Here is a 19,955-nt window from a genome sequence, read left to right as displayed (position 1 = left end):
AATAGAGTAATAGATTACTGACTCATCTCCATTCAGGGAGGTGAGCCATTTTTTGCGTTTAAGTGATTATTAACAGAGAAATTTTAATGAGTAAATTAATTGATGATAGATGAGTATTGCGGACAGATTGAGCCATCAGTGCGGAGATTTGAGCCACTTGTAGACGTCAAGTCGAATTTTACACTTATTGCTCGTTTCCTTTTTACACTTCTGCTGAAAAAATGCTCTTCCGGTTTTTCATCCGATGACTTTCCTCATCCTCTCCACCGTGTATGACTTCCACACGATGAAGTAAACGATCTAAAATAGCTGTCGTAATGCCTTGATCTCCAATTAAATTACCCCACTCATCTGGACTTTTATTTGAAGTCAGGATGATCGAACTTCGTTCGTATAAATGATTGATTAAATGAAAAAATAAGTTTGCTTCTCTCTGATCCATCGCCATGTACATTAAATCATCGATAATTACAAGATCGGCATATCTAATCCGTTTGAGTTGTACTTTAGATTTATTCAGGTATTCTTCTGTCTTTAAAAGCTGCACAAGCTCACCCATTGTAGCGAAGTAAACATTGAATCCACTGTGAACGGCTTCGAGTCCCAGCCCAATTGCGATATACGTTTTTCCGATGCCAGGGGGACCTAGAAGAATCAAATTATATTGTTGTTCTAGCCAACTCAATTCTCGAAGCTGAGAAAGCTGGTGGGCTGTTAGAACGTATTGACCTTTAAGTCAAACTCATCTAATGACGTTACGTTAGGGAAGCGTGCCCATTTCATTCTTTTTTCAAGGCTCTTCGCTTCACGTTTTGCTAATTCATATCTTGTGATAGATTCTAAGAATTCTAAGTAGGTCCATGAGGCTTTTTCAGCTTCGCGGAGAAGCTGCGGCAGCTCCTCCGCAGTCTCTGATATCGTAACTGACGAAATTGGTCTTGTAATTCATGCACTGTTTTGTTCATCATACTTGACCTCCTAAAATGCTAGTATACGTATTTAAAGAACGGGTGGAGGCCTTAATATGAGGATGTTTTGCTGGATTGACATAACAGGACTGTACCTTTATAACTGATTCCTCACGCAATGTATCAAGGTGATGAGCGAAATCCCGAAAATCATTCGCATTGTATAGTTTCTCTGTCACGCACTTAGTCATCACAGTATCAATTAATGCTGGATACTGTTGAATCACCTTGTAGATAATCGCAAACTGGTCTCGTGATTACGGCCAATGAAATGTACCACTAATGACATTCTATTTACCACCTAGTGACAAGAAATGTACCAGCAAATGACAAGCTGTTTACCACTACATTGCCTTCTGTATAATTATTGAGCACACCTATTGGTGTGTCATTATTATTCAGGAGGTTTTTTGTATGATTCATTATCGAAAGATATTGGAATTACAGGATGAGGGTATTAGCCTTAGAGGTATTGCCTCAAGTACTGGCCATTCTCGTCAAAAAGTAACAGAGATCATCACCCTTGCCGAAAAGAAGGGCCTAGTCTGTCCGTTAGAGGAGGAAATGACGGATAAATGGATTGAAGAATTTCTTTTTCCTCAGAAAACATTGGAGGCTTCAGGTCGGCATCCCTTGAATTTTGACTATATTCATGAGGAGTTGGCAAAGCCCAATGTAACACTTTCACTTCTCCACCATGAATATGAAGCTGAATGTAGAGCGAATCAAAAGATCCCATACTCTTATCGAAGTTTCTTACGTCATTACAGTAATTATGCAGATAAATACAAAGCTACTTTGCGCATTCGCAGAAAACCAGGTGAAATCATGGAAGTCGATTGGGCGGGCTCCACAGCATTCATCATTGATAGAGATACTGGAGAAAAGGTAAAAGCCTATGTGTTCGTTGCGACCTTGCCGTGCAGCCAGTTATCATACGCAGAAGCAAGCCTGTCTATGGACTCTCATTCATGGATCACACTTCACAATAATGCCTATAGGTATTTCGGTGGTACGACTCAAATTGTCGTTCCAGACAACCTAAGAACAAGCGTTACTAAGCATACAACCCGCGAATTGATCTTAAATCCTGCTTATAAAGAGATGGCGGACTACTACAATACTGTTGTCATGCCAGCGAGGGTTCGTACCCCTAAAGATAAAGCCAGTGTAGAAGGTTCGGTTGGAGTGATTTCTACTTGGATAATCGCAGCATTAAGAAACATGCATTGCTTTACTATTGATGAATTGAACGAAGAGGTTAGGAAGAAATTAGACGAATTTAATAAAAGACCCTTTACTCGAAAAAAAGGGTCTCGTTTGTCTGCATTTGAAGAAGAAGAGAAATTTGCCCTTTCTCCCCTTCCGATAGAACTTTATAAAATGTCTGAATGGAAAAAGACAACTGTAGCACCTGACTATCACGTTTCCTTCGATAGCATGTTTTATTCCGTACCATACGAATATATCAATCGAGAAGTCGAAGTGAGAGTGTCTGATAAACTCTTAGAAGTATTTTTTAACCATATGAGAATAGCCTCTCATAAACGATTATATGGTAAATTTGGTCAAACTACCACTGTTCACGATCATATGCCAGATAATCACAAGTTATTCGTTGATCAAACCCCAGAAGCTGCGATTGAATGGGCAGAAAATATTGGAGAATCAACGTTAAGTGTAATTCAATATCTTCTAGATACTTCACAAACAGAGAAGCTAGCCCTACAATCTATATTTTCTTTGAAGAAGTTTGAGCGTCGATACACGAAATATGAGATTGAACGTGCTTGTAAGATGGTAATCTCAATGACTAAAAGACCAACGGTCAAAAGTATTCAAACGCTACTGAAGACTAACAAGAAGAATGACGCAGAGCAAGAATTAAAACGGAAAACAGAAATCAACACAAATAATTTTGGCTTTACACGTGGAGCTTCTTACTATGGGGGAACGGATAAATGATGAATGAACAAACATTAACCAAATTAATCGAGATGAAATTAAGTGGAATGGCAGAAGCCTATAAGGAACAAGCAGCTAATAAAGAATTTCAAAAAATGACTTTTGAAGATCGATTTAGTTTACTTGTCGATTTAGAACATGCCCGCCGAAAGAGTAATAAGCTTCAACGGTTAATCAAAATGGCGACTTTTCTTAATTCCAATGCATGTATTGAAGACCTTGAATATCATGAAGATCGAAGGCTAAACAAAGAACTGATTTTGAAGTTGGCTAGTTGTAATTATATACTTGATAGTCACAACATTATATTAAAAGGACCTACTGGTTCAGGAAAGTCATTCTTAGCTACTGCCTTCGGAGTATCTGCCTGTCGCCAGTTTTTCAACGTTAAATATATTCGATTACCAGAATTACTGGATGAGCTGTCACTCGCTAAATTAGCAGCCGACGGAAGTTATCGGAAGAGCATAAAAAAATATACGAAAGTAGACCTCCTTATTCTAGATGAATGGCTATTAACAGATTTAACAACGGATGAAGCAGCAATCCTCTTGGAAATTACAGAGGCGCGTCATAAGGTGGGTTCCACTATATTCTGTTCACAGATTGATCCTAGTGGATGGCATTTAAAGCTAGGAAATGAAACGATTGCGGAAGCAATCTTAGATCGCATTATTCATGACTCCTATCAAATTCTACTAGATGGAGAAGTTTCTATGCGTGAGCGTCACGGGTTAGGAAGGTAACCTTGATTTGGCCACATTAACCCCTAAAGAGATTCAGAAGATTGAAGAATACTATTATTGGGTGGGTTACAAAACCTGGATTCCTTTCCCAAAGGAACTAAATGAAAAGATTTTAAAGGTATACGGTGAGGAACCTGTTCCTTATAGCTGGACTGAGCAAGATATATTTGAAGGGACTAGAAAGTTAATCTTCAATTACTTCATTAACCACTCTAAATAGTTAATTTAAAATAAAGCCCTACAGGATTACTAGAATGTTAATCTGTAGGGCTTATTGCGTACTGGTAAATACGTTGGCGTAGCCTGGTAAATTCCTTGGCGAAGAGTGGTAAAAAAGATGGCAAGGGTGGTAAAAACCCTTGGCTGTAATCAGTCTCGACGATACCTCGGGTATCTTTGGCTGATCTCATTCAAATAAGCAGCTGCTTGTGTCCGATTTACAAAGTAAGAGATTAGACGTTGCTTAAGCTCTTCAACCCCTTTGGAGCGATCACGAGTATGATCACGGTTTTGAATGAGTTTTCCTTTTTCTGAGCTAATAAGATGTTCGGCAAGTACCTTATCATTTGCTTCTCTGCGGATGATGAGCGTCTTTTGCTCTTCGCCTGTCGCTTCAATCCATACAAGATTCTCACTCATTGTTTGATAAGTCCCAAGTGGGACGGAATAACGGTTTGACTTATAACGGATAGTGTTGTCCTTGCTTACACTTCTTGTTATACTTTGGTTATTGGTACTTTCAAATGAAAGTAACGAAGAGACTGGCTGTAAGTGTTGCTTTTCGAGGAGAAACACTTCTGCTGGTCTTTTTTTCGTGGTCTGGTGAACCTGATGGTTTCCAGTACGATCTAGCCACTGTAGTGCTCGATTATTCCAATCTTCTATGTCGCTAAACACCCGACTATCAGCGAAATTGCCTTTTATGTATTTCACTACATTTTCAATCATGCCTTTAGATTCTGGATCAGCTCTTCTACACAAGTGAACTTTGAATTTACGCTCATTTAAATAGCTTTGAAATTCAGCTGTTAAAAGCAGCTGGCCTGCATTTTCACTCACTGTGATTAAGTGGTCCTGATCATAGACAATTTCTTCTGTTCGTCCTCCATAGAACTGAAATGCATTTTCATGACATCTGACCGCATCTCTTGTAGTAAATGGACGTGCTGTTTATTGCAAAATAAAAGTGCAGACCTTTGCAAGTAATAACTGCAGAGTCCTGCACTTATTTAATATGTGCACAAAAAAAGACTTGCCAGCCACCCCAAGTCCCTCTACTGTATAGGTGTCGAATCAATACAGAGTGGAGGATTACGAAAGGATGCTAGCAATGTCTGATATTAATTGTATCAAACACCTAAGAAACAAAAAAGGATTATCCATAACAAAAATTAAGGAAACATTAGGGATTAATTGGAGGACAGCAAAGAAATATGCAGATGAAAATCAATTACCCGAATCTAAGATAAAACAACCCAATGGCATGATGTATACAGAAAAGTGGGGAGAAATTATTTCAGATTGGCTATTTGAAGATAGCAAACTAAAGAAGAAGTTACGTCGAAATAAGAAAGCGCTGTTTAAGGACCTACAGGCTCTTGGTTTTGCTGGTTCCTATCGGACAGTATGTTATTTTATTTCTGATTGGGAGAATAGCCATAATGAAGAAATTGATAAAGGGCATGATCGTCTAGAGCATCCTCCTAGTGAAGCCCAGGTAGACTTTGGAGTAATGGAGGTTGTAAAAGAGGGAGAATTTGTGGATACGCATGTTCTAGTTATGTCATATCCACATAGTAATGCAGCTTTTGCAGTACCGTTACCCTCTGAAAACCAGGAATGCTTTCTTTATGGGCTGAAACTATTATTCTCGCAATCGGGAGGGATTCCAAGAAGAATTAGAATTGATAACCTGACCCCAGCAGTAAAGAAAGTAAGGTCCATAACCGAAGAAGCAAAATTAACTGATGCTTTTATCCAATTCCAAAACCATTATGGTTTTGAAGTTCAGGTATGTAATCCACGAAGTGGACATGAAAAAGGGAGCGTTGAAAATAAAGTAGGATATATTCGGTATAACTTCTTTACAACATCTCCCGTCATGAGCAGCTACGAAGAATTAACAGAAACACTTCGTGCTCAGCTGCAAATGGATAGACAAAGACTACACTATGAGAAAGAGATAATGATTGAGCACCTTTGGAATAAAGAGAAGGGTTTCTTACTAGAGTTGCCAACTGAGGATTACCCAGTCTTTAAGGAAGTAGAAGCAAAGGTGAATAAGTTTAACGAAGCGAAGATAGATGGCACTTTGATACATATTCCCAAAGCATCGAATTATCCATATATTTATTTTGTATTATATTGGGATAAATTTAAGGCTGTTTCCCCCGATGGGGAAATTCTATTAGAAGATTTTAGGCCTTATATGAACAAGAAAAGAGCTATTCCCTGGGTTTCAATCTTCAAGGATTGGATTAGAAAACCAAGGGTTGTACCATACTCAAGATATCAAAAATACCTGCCGGGAAGAGTTAATGATTACCTAATGGTTGATGATTTAATGGTTAGAAAAGAGAGATTACTGGAATTAGTAAATTTACTTGTAACACATGATATGAAGAGAATTAACGAGGAATTCTATGATTTAATTTCGGGGAAGAACGAAAATCCCTTCGGGCTAGACTGGTCTGAATACGACTCTTTGGCTCCTTTAGAAAGGGGTGAGTCATCATGAGTGAATCAATTCGTTCTATGTGTAAGTCATTGAGATTAGCTTATGTATCTGAAATATACGAGAACATCCCTTTTGACTCTCCGGTACAATATTTAGAAGCATTATTTAAGGAAGAGTTTCGTTTGCGTGAGAAAGCAAAGGTACAGCGTCTTATTAAAAATGCTAAATTCTTAGACTCTAAAAGTCTAAGCAACTATGAATGGAACGAAAGAATTCGATTTCCAACCCATATTGATAAAGAAGGTCTAACGAGCTTGGACTTTATCAAACAAAAGCAGAATGTAGTATTAATTGGGTCACCAGGGACCGGAAAGTCGCATTTAGCAACAGGATTAGGAAGAAAAGCTTGTGAAATGGGCTATGAGGTGAGATTCTATCGTGTATCTCTCCTCATAGAGCAATTAGAACAGGCACTAAAGCAGGATAAGTTACCATCCTTTAGAAAAAGGTTTGAGAAGGTAGACTTGATTATACTTGATGAGATGGGTTATCTACCTTTTAGTAAAGAAGGTTCCGAATTGTTGTTTCAGCTAATTGCCGATTGGTATGAACAAAAAAGCTTAATCATTACTTCAAATCTTGAATTTAGCCAATGGAATCGGATCTTCATTGACTCGAGGCTGACAGCTGCTTTAGTGGATCGGTTAATTCATCACGCACATGTATTAACGTTCAATGGAGGAAGTTATAGGCTTTCAACGCATTATCTAAGGCTAGGTAAGTTAAATAGATTGGGTGGCAAAACTCTGCAAAAAGTCTTGCGCAGTTATGCACTTTTTTCTTGCAAAATACACGTGCCTGCCATTCCATATATTTATGTCTGGAGTGAGCGAGTACAAAGGCAATAAAGTACAGTTTGATTTCTTTGTTGTCTGTCGTTTTCTGTTTTGTTTCACCCCAGTCCACCTGAAGTTGTTTGCCCATTGGTTGTTCAGGAACTGCTTCGTATTGACGGACAATGACCTTTTTCTTAATCTGATAGACTTCACGAATATCTTTCACATAAGATCTCACAGTACTTCCACCGACCGATAGGTCGGGATATCTCTCCAAAAGCCAATCATGAATCTGAGCACTACTCAGGTGAGGATACTCCTCTAGCCAGGCAAGTATCCAGTCTTTATAGTGATTTAGTTTTTTCTTCTTCCCCAAAGGCTGTTCAGTGTAAGCTCTTGCCTCCTCAAAAGTCATTTCTAAATACTTATAGACAGTTGGTCTTGAGATTTTAAGCTCCTTAGCGATTTGTGCTACTTTAAATTTTCTTTTGCGTAGTTCATGAATCTTTACATATAACACTAACTTCTCCTCCAAAACCCTAACCTCCAGTAAAATAATATCAATATCTATTTTACTAAAGTAGTATGTTAATTGAGCAAAAGTGTAAAATCTTATCAAGCGAAAACTGTCAACTTTATTCTAGCGTTTACACCACTATTTGCGGTCAACTGAGCCATTAAGTGCGGGGGTGAGAGCCATTCTTATTAATGTAGCTAATAATATAAACAACCACTGGAACTTCACTCGCTCCAATGGTTGTTTATATTATTATTTGAATCTCTTATCTCTCAATTCCTGATCAATAATCTCAATAGCTCAACGAACTAATTCATCTTGATCTATATTCTCTTCATCGTTCCGAATGCAGGAGGGTAATAGTTTTTCCTCTACAGCCTGCTGTACCTTATCAGGTAAGTACATATGCAGAAAATATCTAGCTATACGGTTTTCGACTGCTGGCGGAATCATTTAAATACCCGCAATCCATGACGTTCCCTCATCGAAACTTCACCATCAACTAGAATCTTATATGAATCATGAACGATTCTGTCAAGAATCGCATCTGCTATTTGTGCCTGTCCCAGTTTGGAATGCCATCCCTCTGGTGAAAATTGAGAACAGAATATAGTAGAGGCTCTTTTGAGCCTTGCTTCAATAATCTCCAACACATGAAGTACATTTTTCTCTGACAGCTCTGTTAGTAGCCACTCATCTAGGATTAATAAATCAATCTTTTTGTACTTCTGAATTAACTTACGGAAGCTATCATTTGCTTCATACTTTGCTATAACTAATTCATCCAGTAACTCTGGTAACCATATTTCACTTTATAAAATTGGCGACAGTGACAGGCATGTAGGCTTACGATAGTTTACATGCCATTTGATTTTATTCTACCTGAAAGCAAGGTGGATGTATTGGAAATGTTCTATATCTCCACACTACATGAAGTCATTCAACATCTCTCAAGAAAATTGCTACAGTTAGTTTCATAAAAACTAGCTGCTTTTTTATTTTTAGTACTTTCCTTTATGACGCATCAAACTCGTCTATGACGAGTCTAGTAAACTGCAGTGGCAACTTCTGTAAGCTGCCCAGTGTAGCTTATGAATAGCCTGCCTTAAAGCCAGGGCTTGATTGTAATTGTCTAATCCAATACCGATATAGTCTTTAAAAGGTGTTGAATCTTCACAAATGGTTGCTACTACTCTGTAATAATCAGGATGTTTCATAAGCTCAATTTCTACTTCATCTCCGTACTCATTGTTGATCCTTGCAACTTGTGAAAATTGATATTGAGTTAACATTTTTAGGACTCCTTTCAAGGGAGTTCGGATCAAGATCTAGATGGAGAAAAGTTGTACATTGTTAAAGCATCTGTAAGAGAGACCAGAACTCCGATTATTTAAAATTGATTACAGCCAGCGCAATGTACCACCAATGACATTCTATTTACCACCTAATGACAAGTTATGTACCAGCAAATAGTGGTTTACCAGTTGTAACTTCTAAATTAAATTAGCCGCCTCTTCCAGGGTATATTGGAGCTTCTAACTAGATAGCTACAATCGGTTAGTCTATTAATTTTCTAAGCTCATTAGAATTAAAAGCTAATATCCTTAAATATAACATCCATTTATCGAAATTCTATTAACATTAATTTACCAAAGTATTACAATAGTCGTATATATATATAGTAAGAGTGATTATAAGGAATATTAAACATGAGAATATTCTACACACTTTGGTTACTTAAAGTACTATTAATCTGGCAGTCTCCGATGAACAAATAACAGGTGTAAAGAGAAGAGTGGAACTCCTAATTGGAGATAGGTTTGTAACATTTGGTATTTCCGGTATCTAAAAAACTAGGCATGTGTTTTTTAAGTCTAGTTGATTGTTGCATACCAACAAGATATAGCTAGGCATGGCGAATACATATAGCTCATAAGGTGATATGCATCTCTTTTAGTGAGATTATTGCTTTTTATAATAAATATTTTTAAATAATCAGGAGGACTATTTGTGGATTTTATCAATTTTAAAAATATTATTTTTGATAACAGTTTAATTATAGCGATCATAGCTATTAATATGACGATTATCGGATTAACCTCTTTGGCAGAAACAAGAAAGGTGATTGGGGTTGACTACGGAAAGTTTCTGGTTAAAAAGTATCGACTTTTTAATAAGTTAAGAATATACGAGCTGCTCATCGTCTTTGCCATTATCAATGTCAGTTCGCTATTTTTAATGTTTGTTGAAACATTTCAGTTTCGGCTAATTAACTCAATTCTCCTAATGGTTAGCCTAATATTTGCTATCTATTACTTCTTTGCCTATATTATTTCGGAAAATAAATTGGTAAAGAGGCAAATATATGAAGATGAATTAGTTGGGCTCTATTTTGAGAGCGATAATCTCAACCATCAGGAAACCGATGTTTTAACTGAAATGACGGGCGGTTCTAGAACAAACAAGAAATTATCAAGTAATGTGATTAATTACTTTAATACATATAATAGTGAATCACAAAATGCCTTTGAGGAAATATTCGGAGTGGAATCTTTGCTCTATGATTACTCCAAACGGTCTAGGAAAAAATTAAAAAGAAAATATCAAATATCCCCCTATATCTACAGAAATAACTCGAATGGCATTCATGATATCTCCTATGAATATTTCCAATTATTCCGGAGTTGTGAGCTGCAGGACAAATGGACGATCGAAATCCTGCGTATTTTTGATGGAGACAGGCAGATTTCCAAAAAGTATGAACCGCTTAGGTTATACAATTTTGCAAGAGTGATGACACATCTTAATCTATTTGGACATTGCGACCAGATTTACAAATATAAATTTCTAGAATATGTTATTCAGTTTTACTACAATACTGTTTTAATTACGGATGAAGAAATCGCCAGCTTAAATACAATTGATAAAAGTAGAGAAGTAGAAAAGAAAATCTTCCGCCAACTAGTAAAATTTATGTTTGATAATGAAAACAACCAAAGAGATTCTACTTTTAATGAAAAAGCGAAACATATTATTGAAGAAACGATTCTTAAAGATACATATAAAGGCCTATTAGGACCACACGAACTAATCCTATTACTCCTAGAAAAAACACTTGAAATCAATACTTTTTCTATGAGAAATCACTTTACTGACATTCTGGATAAATATTATTACCAAATGCATGGAAAAGAAATACCAGAAGCCGTAAAAATCAACAGAATAAAAACCCGAATCCTCGAACACAAAATGAGAAATCAATACAATCACGAACTGTCAATGGAGGAGTTATTTGGGGAAGAGCTGGAGGTTGTGGGGGTTTGAGGAAGTGGGTTTTGGGGACAGGTTCCTCAACCCAAAAGGATGCGCAATTAGTATTTGAATGTACCTCACCTTTTGGTGGGGTTTTTTCGTGTGTATCTGGAGTAGCTATGCTTTGTCTAATTAGTGTTTTGCTTTTTTGTGACAAGTTGTTCGGATATATGCCAATTTACTCATTATAATGGTAAAATTATCAAGTGAAATAATTTGAAAGTAGTGTTTATCATGAAAAAAGCATTGCTAATCATTCTAGCCATCATTCTTCTTTTACCGCTTCTAATCATTCTAGCTCCATTTGCTATTCCGTTCTTGCTGCTAGCCGGTATTCTCGTATTGAAAAGGCAGTATCCGGCTATTAAAGGGGCAGTAGGGGAGCGGTATGTAAATAAAGAGCTGCTTAAACTCGGCGAGAATTATAGAATCTATCATGATCTTTATGTGCCAAATGGAGAAGGTGGGACCTCGCAGGTGGATCATGTTGTGACGTCACCATATGGGATCTTTGTCATTGAAACCAAGCATTATGAAGGCTGGATTTTTGGCAGAGAGAAGCAGAAGCAATTGACACAGACCATTTATAAACGAAAAGAGAAATTCCTCAATCCGATCTGGCAAAACTATGGTCATATCCAGACCATAAAAAAATACATCTATCAAGAAGACTTTGCTAATATTCACTCAATCATTGCTTTCTCTCAGAATTCAACTTTCAAATTTAAAGAAGACTTTCACTCTGCAAAAGTGATTCAATTTCCGCAATTAATACAAGCCATCAAGGAATGGGATTCTGCGGTTTTAAATGAAACGCAGCTGAAAAAGATTGATGCAGCGCTTGAAAGATTAATCATTACAGATCAGAACACGAAGAAAGAGATGAAGAGAAAGCATATAGAAGATATTAAACAAAACCGCAAAGCGAAGGTGCAAAAAGTAAAAGAAGAAACTAAACAGCAAAAATGCCCGAAATGCGGTGGAGCATTGTCATTGAAAAAAGGAAAATATGGCGCCTTTTACGGATGCAGCGGCTATCCGAAATGCAGGTATACATCAAAGGTTTCTTGAAAATAATAAAAAATGACCATCTATATGTGATGGTCAAAGACGCTTATCCTGAATAGTTGTACTGTTTTCTATGCTTTTCTTTCACCTTAACAGAGGCCAATGTATATGGTTTTAACATGTCATAAAGTGCGTCAATCTCTTTCTTGTTCAAATGCTTCGGACTATTGGCATCTTCGTATCTCATAAACATTGGCAATAGATCTCTGTTAATAACAGAGGTGTTGAGGTTGTCATATGTAATACTTTTAAGCTCACATCGTTCGCTGAAAACAACGATATTAAAGATGAATTTATCTGTTAACGCATATAACACCTTCATCACGGCCTCTATATGTGTTTGGTTCTGCTTAATCGGATTATAGAACTTATTTTTCTTCCCATTCTTTAAAACCTGTGTCCAAAATTGATCCTTCTCATGCCCAAAAATCCATCCGCTATAATTCTTTGACTCCATAATATAAATACCAGTCTCATGAATAAAAACAAGATCGATCTCACTAATATAACCGTTATCTCTTTCAATATATAAATTGCATAAAGTTCGCGAATACCCAGGCGCATCATGCAAATACTCATACGTCAAATATTCACCATAAATCCCATCATCCTCATCCAAATCCCTCTTTGTATAACCTGTCTCCTGAAAATACTTAGCCATGATTTCCGGATTGCCTAGACTTTGATACCTAATAGTTTCTAGAATTTTGTCGATATCCATTTTCATAGAATTTCACACCGTTTCTATTGAATTTGTTGGAGGTTAGTAAGAATGCAGAGATTATTTTAACAGTAAAACTTCCAACCAGCCCTGTTTTTTCTACCACTGTAGTTATCCACTCTGTTTCCAAATCCATCCTTAATAGCAATTTTATGTATTGATATATATACTGATTTTCCTTTCTGAAGGTTTCGTATTTTGAAAGATTTTTAAGAATAATAGGGACAGGTTCCTCGACCCATTTGGATCAAGGAACCTGTCCCTATATTTTATGAATTAATATTCGCTTTACGAAATACTTTATGAAATTTTACATTCAATTAGTAACATTTAACTAGGAACACAATGATGTATGAAGTAAAACTGTTACTAGATTAGGGATGGATAACAAGCTAAATTCAATTATTAGGTTTTTTTCGAATTTTCGTGAAGATAGAATGGCAGTATTTTATTTTTGTAATAAATTCGAAAATCTAGCACTTGGTGTTAAATATTATGTTTTTAATTGGGGAGGAGGTTAGTATTTCCTAAGATTGTAAGTTGTTTTAGCAAACCTTGATTAGTGAGGCCAATTTACTTTATAGCTAACCATTAGCTCATTTGTTGTTTCAGAATCATGTGTTGTAAATAAGTAAAAAGGAGCTAAGGAAGATGAGTAAAACATTTAAAAAGTTATTTTCTTGCATGTTAGCATTTTTATTGATTTTTCCAACGCTACAACCAACATTTACGCTTGCTTCCGAAATGGGAAATAACGAGATAACTGAAGCAATGTGGCTTACCGAACTGTATATCAATGATATTCCGCGTAACGAAAACTACACAGGGCTTAGCGGATCAACCATTGATAGTATGGATTATATTGAAGTGTATAACTCATCAGATTCTGAATTGGATTTTGGATCAAACTTCGATCTTGTCTACTCAGATACTTCTGATAAAACTTTAACATTTATCGAAGAAGAGTTGATCATCCCTGCTAAATCAGCCGCGGTATTTTGGGTAAAACGTGTTGATTTAGAAAGTAAAGGTACTATGCCGGATGAAGCTGCTTTTCGTGAGAGCTTAAATATCCCAGATGAAGTACCGGTATTTTCCGTAAATAATCAGAAGGCTCTAAAAAATCCAGCAGCTACAGTTTCTATCGTTGGTAAAAGCACGAATGAACCGGTTTCTACATATACTTACGATTTAACAGACGTAGGATCTGAACAAGGGACAAGTGTTCATTTACAAGCTGTTGAAGGAACATCTGATTCTCGTGCGATTGCTAAGCAGGCTGCACCTTCAGCGGGTATCGTAAGCGAAATGCAAGAAAACGTATCTGCAAAAGCAATCCTTACATCAGGAAGTATAAGTCGAACTAGTGAAAAAAACGCTACAGTTACCTTCACTTCAAATAAATCTGGTAGTTACTATTATGCTGTGGTTAACGATGGGGCTGATGCACCAATTATTGATACAACAGGTGAGGGAACGCCTATTGTTGAAAACGTTGATACACCAATTAGTCTTACTTCGCTAACAGCGGATCCACAGGATTTGTACGTAGTTGTAAAAGATGAAACAAATAATCTTAGTAATCTATTGAAAATAGATATTCCACATTACAACTCAAATAATGAGGTATTTTTGACAGAAGTATACCCGAATGATATTGCACGAAATGACGTGTATACAGGGTTAAGTGGTGCAACGATCGACAGTATGGACTATATTGAAGTCTATAATGCTTCTGATTCTGAACTAGACTTTGGAACAAACTTTAATCTTATCTATACAGATAGTACATTAACGTTTAACGAAGAAGAGGTGAAAATCCCTGCTGAATCAACGGCAATTTTCTGGATCCGACGCGTAGATTTAGAGAAAAGTGGAAAAACCATGCCGAATGAAGCAGCTTTTCGTGAAAGCTTAAATATTCCAAATGACGTACCAGTGTTTTCGGTTAATAATCAGAAAGCTTTAAAAAATCCAGGAGGTACCGTTTCTATTGTTGCTAAAAGCACGAATGAGACGGTATCTAGCTACACTTACGACTTATCGGATGTAGGATCAGCAGAAGGGACAAGTGTTCATTTACTAGCTCTCGAAGGAACACCGGATTCTTTAGCAATTGAGAAGCAAGCAACACCTTCAGCAGGTTCTGTAAGAGAAGTCCAAAAAAACTATTTTACAAAAGCAATACTTACACCAGGAAGTGAAATCCGTTCCAGCGATAGTGAAGCGAACGTATCCTTCACTTCAAATAAATCAGGTAGTTACTATTATGCAGTGGTTGATGATGGGGCTGATGCACCAAGTATCGATACAACTGGTGAGGGAACGCCGATTATTGAGAATGTTGAAACAAAAATTGAACTTTCAAACTTAAAAGCAGGTGCCCATGATCTATATGTAGTGGTGAAAGATGAAACAAATAATATTAGTGATGCACTGAAAATTGATATTCCTTTATTCGTTTCAAATACAAATGTATTTTTAACAGAGATATACCCGAATGATATTGCACGAAATGAAGTGTATACAGGATTAAGTAGTACATCGATCGACAGTATGGACTTTATTGAAGTATATAATGCTTCTGATTCTGAAATGGACTTCGGAACAAACTTCAATCTTGTTTATACAGATGGATCAGAAAAATTATTGACGTTTACCGAAGAAGAAGTGAAAATCCCAGCTGAATCAACTGCGGTTTTCTGGATGCGACGCGTTGATCTGGAGAATAAAGGCAAGACTATGCCGGATGAAGCTGATTTCCGGGAAAGCTTAAATATTCCAAATGATGTACCAGTATTTTCTGTTAATAATCAGACCGCTATGAGAAACACAACAGCTACAGTGGCTATTGTTGCAAAGGCTAGCAATGAAACAATTTCTACTTTTACTTACAATAGAACGGATGCTGGTGCGAAAGAAGGCAGCAGTGTTCACTTACAATCCGCAGAAGGAATTGCACAAAGTGTTTCTATTGCTACACAAGCCAATCATACGGCAGGTCTTGTAAGTGAAATTCAAAAAACGCCTTTAATTGACTTAGGTATAAAACCTGAGATATCAAAATTAGAGGAAAATCCTCAAGATAACTTGATTGAGGAAGGAACGGATCTTAGCATTCCTTACGCTTATAATGAATCAACAGACATCAATAGTTTTGTAGTTTATTATCGTACGAATAAATCTGACGACTGGACTGCACAAGCATCAAATTCGTTCAATACTCGTGTTCCTGGAAAGTATTACGTAGAGATTGGTGCGGACCGTTACCTTAACAGCGAGTATATTGAATATTATGTGGAAGCGAACAATACATTCCATACCACAAATACACCGATCCATCGAGTGAGCGTTGTTCATTCTAATGAATTTACAGGGAAAATACGTTCAAATCTATCAGATAATGAAGTCGTATCAGGTACAGTAAATATCATAGGAAGATCACAAGATGATGCGAATGTAGACATTAAGGTTGATGGGAACCTTATGGAAAATACACGTATGCTTGAACAAGGTGTGTACTTCACATTAGATATCGAAGGCTTAGACGGAAGAAAGAATGCTCTTTTAGCTAATGGAGAACTAGTACAAACATTCTCTCGCTGGTACGATGTTATGCCATCACGTGCTGTGAAAATAGACAGTAGTTTCTTTACTTTTAACGAAAACGGAGATGCTGAAGTAAAGATCCGCATTCTAGCTGGGACAGAAATCGATGCAATGGATATTTCACCTGGAACTGCCAGTGATAATTTCAACATGACGAATTTTGCATTAGAAATACCAGGTGGTACAACCCTATACCCAATTGGTGATGTTAAATCTACTGATGCTATTACGTTAAACAAGAACAAGCGCGAATTAGAATTACAATTTACAATTCCTCAAGAGTTAATGAATGCAAATAGTACAAACTGGGATACAAATTCAGTAAGTGATGGAGCTCATACGATCTCTATTTCCAATCCTGATGGTGCTAGCAAAGAATTTACTGTAAATGTGGACAACTTAGGTCCTGAAATCATTGCGGATGTACCTGCTCAAATTGATGGTACTTACACGTTTGCAGCGGATTATCAAGATGCATCAGCTGTTGTCAACGATACACTTTCTCTTGAACTAGATGGAACTTTATTAGATGGTACATCATTCAATGGCTCTGAACTTAGCCTGGGTACCCATACATTAAAAGCTACTATTCAAGATGAATTAGGAAATGTAGGGACAAAAACATGGACGTTCACTTCTAGCGTCAATTATCCAGTCTTTTCAGATGTTTCATCAACAGGTGCGAATCATGATGCATCTACTTTGACTGCTGCGTTGAGTAAAGGAGTTGATGCGGATGTTTCATTCCATGACGCAAAAGCGTTGACTGTTGATAACGGTATTACTGTGTATGAAGGTACTGGAGATGATACAAATCGTTCACAACTCGGAAAGTTAGGGGAAATTACAAGTGAAAATGGCAGTCTGCCATATCAAATTTATGAATTAGATGTGAATGATGCGGATACTTCTTTGCGTTTCGCATTAAATGCGACTACTGATTATGGTAAAGACGTGCGCTTATACGTAAGTAACAAGTTAACAAATGAGTGGGAACTACTGGATTCAAAATATGAAGATAGTATTGTGACTGCAGTATTTGAAACGGCCAATTTTATTAAGGATGGAAAAGTATACGTGCTTGCACAAGGCAGAGGTATGGAGATGTTACCAAGCCAAAAGGATAGTGGTCCAAGCACTGTGAAAAATAATTATTTATGGGACGGCACAGGCGAACCAGAACAATACGATTTCTCTTTCGCTTGGACAAGTGACACACAATATTATTCACAAAGTTACCCTAATAATTTTGAACTTATGAACAACCATATTGTCGCTAATAAAGATCGTAAGGATATCCGCTATGTCATTCATACGGGAGATCTTATCGATGATATAGACGAAACATACCAATGGGAATATGCTGACAAATATATGAAAATATTAGAGGATGCCAATTTGCCTTATGGTGTATTAGCTGGTAACCATGATATTGCAAACCATAATCGCAGATACGAAAATTACCAAACTTATTTCGGAGCAGACCGTTTCGAAGGAAATGACGTATATGGTGATTCCTACAAAAATAACCTTGGGCACTATGATCTTGTAACTGCTGGAGGACAAGATTTCATCCTCGTCTACATGAGTTATGATTTCGATCAAGAAGCAGCAGCATGGATTAACAAGGTTCTTGCGGAACACTCTGATCGTTTCGCAATCTTAAATTTCCATAACTATATTAACAGAGATGGAGAATTGGATGCGGCAGGGCAGTATTTCCAAAAAGAAGTAGTAGCTAAAAATCCAAATGTGAAACTAGTGCTTGGCGGACATTACCATGGAGCTGCCATCAATGTTTCTGGATTTGATGACGATAATGACGGAATTGAAGAACGTAAAGTTTATCAGTTGTTAACAAATTATCAATCGGGTGAAGAAGGCGGAAATGCCTATTACAAAATGCTGTATTTTGATTTGGCAAATGGGAAGATTTATATGAATTCTTATTCGCCAAAACTAAATGATTTTAATTTATTTGACGCGCCAAAATTAAATTCATACGACATTGGTGTCCAAGCATCTTCACAAGACATTTTTGAGCTGGATTTGGACTTTGATGTGAATGCGAAATCACTTACAGTAGATAGTGTTGATGCCGTACTATTTAGCAATTCTGCGATTGATGAAGTACCAGCAGAAGATGCTTCGGCTTCCATTTTAGCTGAAAATGTTTCTTCAAAAACATATGACAAATGGATTGCGATCGCAGAAAACAATTCAGGAAAAGCTTACAGTGAATTAGTTTCTTTCAATACAAAAGATGGTAACGATTCTACTGGGAATACTGGCGGTGGATCAGGCGGCAATCCGAACCATTCACCAGCTATCGAGAATACTGTATCTGGAGATATAAATCATATTCGTCTTCAACTAAATGCGAACAACAGTTTAGAGAACGTCAAAGCTACGATCGATGACGCGACGGCTTCTAAGTTGTTAACTGCAGTGAAGGATGCAGAAGCAGCAGGAAGAGCAGCAGTAGTAGAGATTGTACTTAATGGGAATACCTCAGCTACATCAGTAGATGTTACAATTCCACAGTACTTATTTACTCAACTTGCTGAAAATGACAATGTACAACTGAAAGTAGATGCAGGAGTCAGCATTGTCACTTTCGATGTAAAAGCATTGAATGCCATACATTCGTCATCATCTAACGAGAAGAATGTTCAAGTTAGTATGGTGAAATCAGATTCTGCAGAAATGTCCCAAGACATGAAAACACAACTTGACGGCAGACCAATTTACGACATCTCTGTCAATGCGGGAGATACAACAATATCCGGCTTAAATGGCGGAAACGCATTGATCAGTATACCGTATACTTTGTTACCTAATGAAGATCCAAACGCAGTTGTGATCTACAAGATTATTGACAACAATGAATTACAAAATGTTATAGGTAAATATAATCCGGAAACAAAATCAGTTGAATTTACCACAACTCAATTCACGAGCTACAGTATTGGATACAATAAAGTATCGTTTAAAGATGTACGGACAACCGCATGGTATTACGATCCAGTCACATATATTGCAGCACATGGAATCACTGATGGTACAGGAAATGGTAAATTCAGTCCAGATGCAAAACTGACAAGAGGTCAATTCCTTGTGATGTTATTGCGTTCATACGGAATTGATGTTGATGATACAGTAACAGATAATTTCGTAGATGCAGGTAATACTTATTACACTGATTATCTTGCAACTGCTAAGAAATTAGGCATCACAAATGGCATAGACGGAAAGAAATTTGCTCCGGGAAGACAAATTACTCGCCAAGATATGTTTACACTGATTTACCGTACATTAGCATTTTTAGAAAAACTTCCTGAACCAACAACAAACAAAACCCTCAGCGATTATGCTGACGCTGGGCAGGTTTCAGACCATGCAAAAGAAGCAGTGAACCACCTGATCGAAGCAGGAATCATTGTTGGTAACAAAGGAAAAATGAATCCTTTAGATCGCACAACAAGATCCGAACTATCGAAAGTTTTATATAATTTGTTGACGAGATAAGAATGACG

Annotated in this window: 8 protein-coding genes and 6 pseudogenes; 7 read left to right on the top strand and 7 right to left on the bottom strand. The window is 37.0% G+C overall.

Translation table 11 applies throughout. The features are described 5' to 3' along the window. Window positions 1–202: 202 nt before the first annotated feature. Together istB (J1899_RS20430) and J1899_RS20425 are read right to left on the bottom strand one after the other, a co-directional pair. Window positions 203–965: pseudogene (gene istB, locus J1899_RS20430) on the bottom strand (IS21-like element helper ATPase IstB). Then, a pseudogene (locus tag J1899_RS20425) lies at window positions 965–1,222 on the bottom strand (IS21 family transposase); the annotation flags it as partial. The pseudogenes istB (J1899_RS20430) and J1899_RS20425, both read right to left, overlap by 1 nt. 160 nt (window positions 1,223–1,382) lie before the next feature. Between J1899_RS20425 and istA (J1899_RS20420) the strand changes: the two are divergent. Further along, window positions 1,383–2,933 carry an IS21 family transposase gene (gene istA / locus J1899_RS20420; protein WP_214476366.1) on the top strand — a complete coding sequence of 517 codons (1,551 nt, stop codon included), beginning with the start codon at window positions 1,383–1,385 and terminating at the stop codon, window positions 2,931–2,933. Then, window positions 2,930–3,679 (top strand): IS21-like element helper ATPase IstB, encoded by a 750-nt coding sequence (gene istB / locus J1899_RS20415; protein ID WP_180320196.1) that lies wholly within the window; start codon window positions 2,930–2,932, stop codon window positions 3,677–3,679. Before istA (J1899_RS20420) ends, istB (J1899_RS20415) begins: the two co-directional genes overlap by 4 nt. A 372-nt stretch (window positions 3,680–4,051) precedes the next feature. Here the strand turns inward: istB (J1899_RS20415) and J1899_RS20410 are convergent. Beyond that, window positions 4,052–4,846 (bottom strand): annotated as a pseudogene (locus J1899_RS20410) (transposase); the annotation flags it as partial. A gap of 154 nt (window positions 4,847–5,000) precedes the next feature. Between J1899_RS20410 and istA (J1899_RS20405) the strand changes: the two are divergent. Together istA (J1899_RS20405) and istB (J1899_RS20400) are read left to right on the top strand one after the other, a co-directional pair. Beyond that, window positions 5,001–6,416 carry an IS21 family transposase gene (gene istA, locus J1899_RS20405; RefSeq protein WP_214476364.1) on the top strand — a complete coding sequence of 472 codons (1,416 nt, stop codon included), beginning with the start codon at window positions 5,001–5,003 and terminating at the stop codon, window positions 6,414–6,416. Further along, window positions 6,413–7,137: pseudogene (gene istB, locus J1899_RS20400) on the top strand (IS21-like element helper ATPase IstB). Before istA (J1899_RS20405) ends, istB (J1899_RS20400) begins: the two are co-directional and overlap by 4 nt. Window positions 7,138–7,178: 41 nt before the next feature. Here the strand turns inward: istB (J1899_RS20400) and J1899_RS20395 are convergent. The 3 genes and pseudogenes from J1899_RS20395 to J1899_RS20385 all read right to left on the bottom strand — a co-directional run. Continuing rightward, window positions 7,179–7,712: pseudogene (locus J1899_RS20395) on the bottom strand (helix-turn-helix domain-containing protein); the annotation flags it as partial. Between the two features lie 446 nt (window positions 7,713–8,158). Continuing rightward, window positions 8,159–8,538, bottom strand: a pseudogene (locus J1899_RS20390) (ATP-binding protein); the annotation flags it as partial. A 205-nt stretch (window positions 8,539–8,743) separates the two neighbouring features. Beyond that, window positions 8,744–9,001 carry a hypothetical protein gene (locus J1899_RS20385; protein WP_214476360.1) on the bottom strand — a complete coding sequence of 86 codons (258 nt, stop codon included), beginning with the start codon at window positions 8,999–9,001 and terminating at the stop codon, window positions 8,744–8,746. 718 nt (window positions 9,002–9,719) lie between these two features. Between J1899_RS20385 and J1899_RS20380 the strand changes: the two genes are divergently transcribed. Together J1899_RS20380 and J1899_RS20375 are read left to right on the top strand one after the other, a co-directional pair. Next, window positions 9,720–11,033: a hypothetical protein gene (locus J1899_RS20380; protein ID WP_214476358.1), complete on the top strand. Its 1,314-nt coding sequence runs from the start codon at window positions 9,720–9,722 to the stop codon at window positions 11,031–11,033. A 222-nt stretch (window positions 11,034–11,255) separates the two neighbouring features. Continuing rightward, window positions 11,256–12,092: an NERD domain-containing protein gene (locus tag J1899_RS20375; RefSeq protein ID WP_214476356.1), complete on the top strand. Its 837-nt coding sequence runs from the start codon at window positions 11,256–11,258 to the stop codon at window positions 12,090–12,092. 43 nt (window positions 12,093–12,135) lie between these two features. Here the strand turns inward: J1899_RS20375 and J1899_RS20370 are convergent, their stop codons facing one another. Then, window positions 12,136–12,816 (bottom strand): nuclease-related domain-containing protein, encoded by a 681-nt coding sequence (locus J1899_RS20370; RefSeq protein WP_214476354.1) that lies wholly within the window; start codon window positions 12,814–12,816, stop codon window positions 12,136–12,138. 645 nt (window positions 12,817–13,461) lie between these two features. On the opposite strand from J1899_RS20370, the gene J1899_RS20365 reads away from it, so the two are divergent. Continuing rightward, a complete protein-coding gene (locus J1899_RS20365) occupies window positions 13,462–19,947 on the top strand; it encodes an S-layer homology domain-containing protein (protein ID WP_214476352.1) in 6,486 nt (2,161 codons plus the stop codon). Window positions 19,948–19,955: the final 8 nt, after the last annotated feature.

The organism is Cytobacillus gottheilii (assembly GCF_018582665.1).
GTDB classification, from domain to species: Bacteria; Bacillota; Bacilli; order Bacillales; family Cytobacillaceae; genus Cytobacillus; species Cytobacillus gottheilii.
Note: the sequence above shows the minus strand (reverse complement) of the source record. Positions and strands in the feature narration are given on the sequence as shown.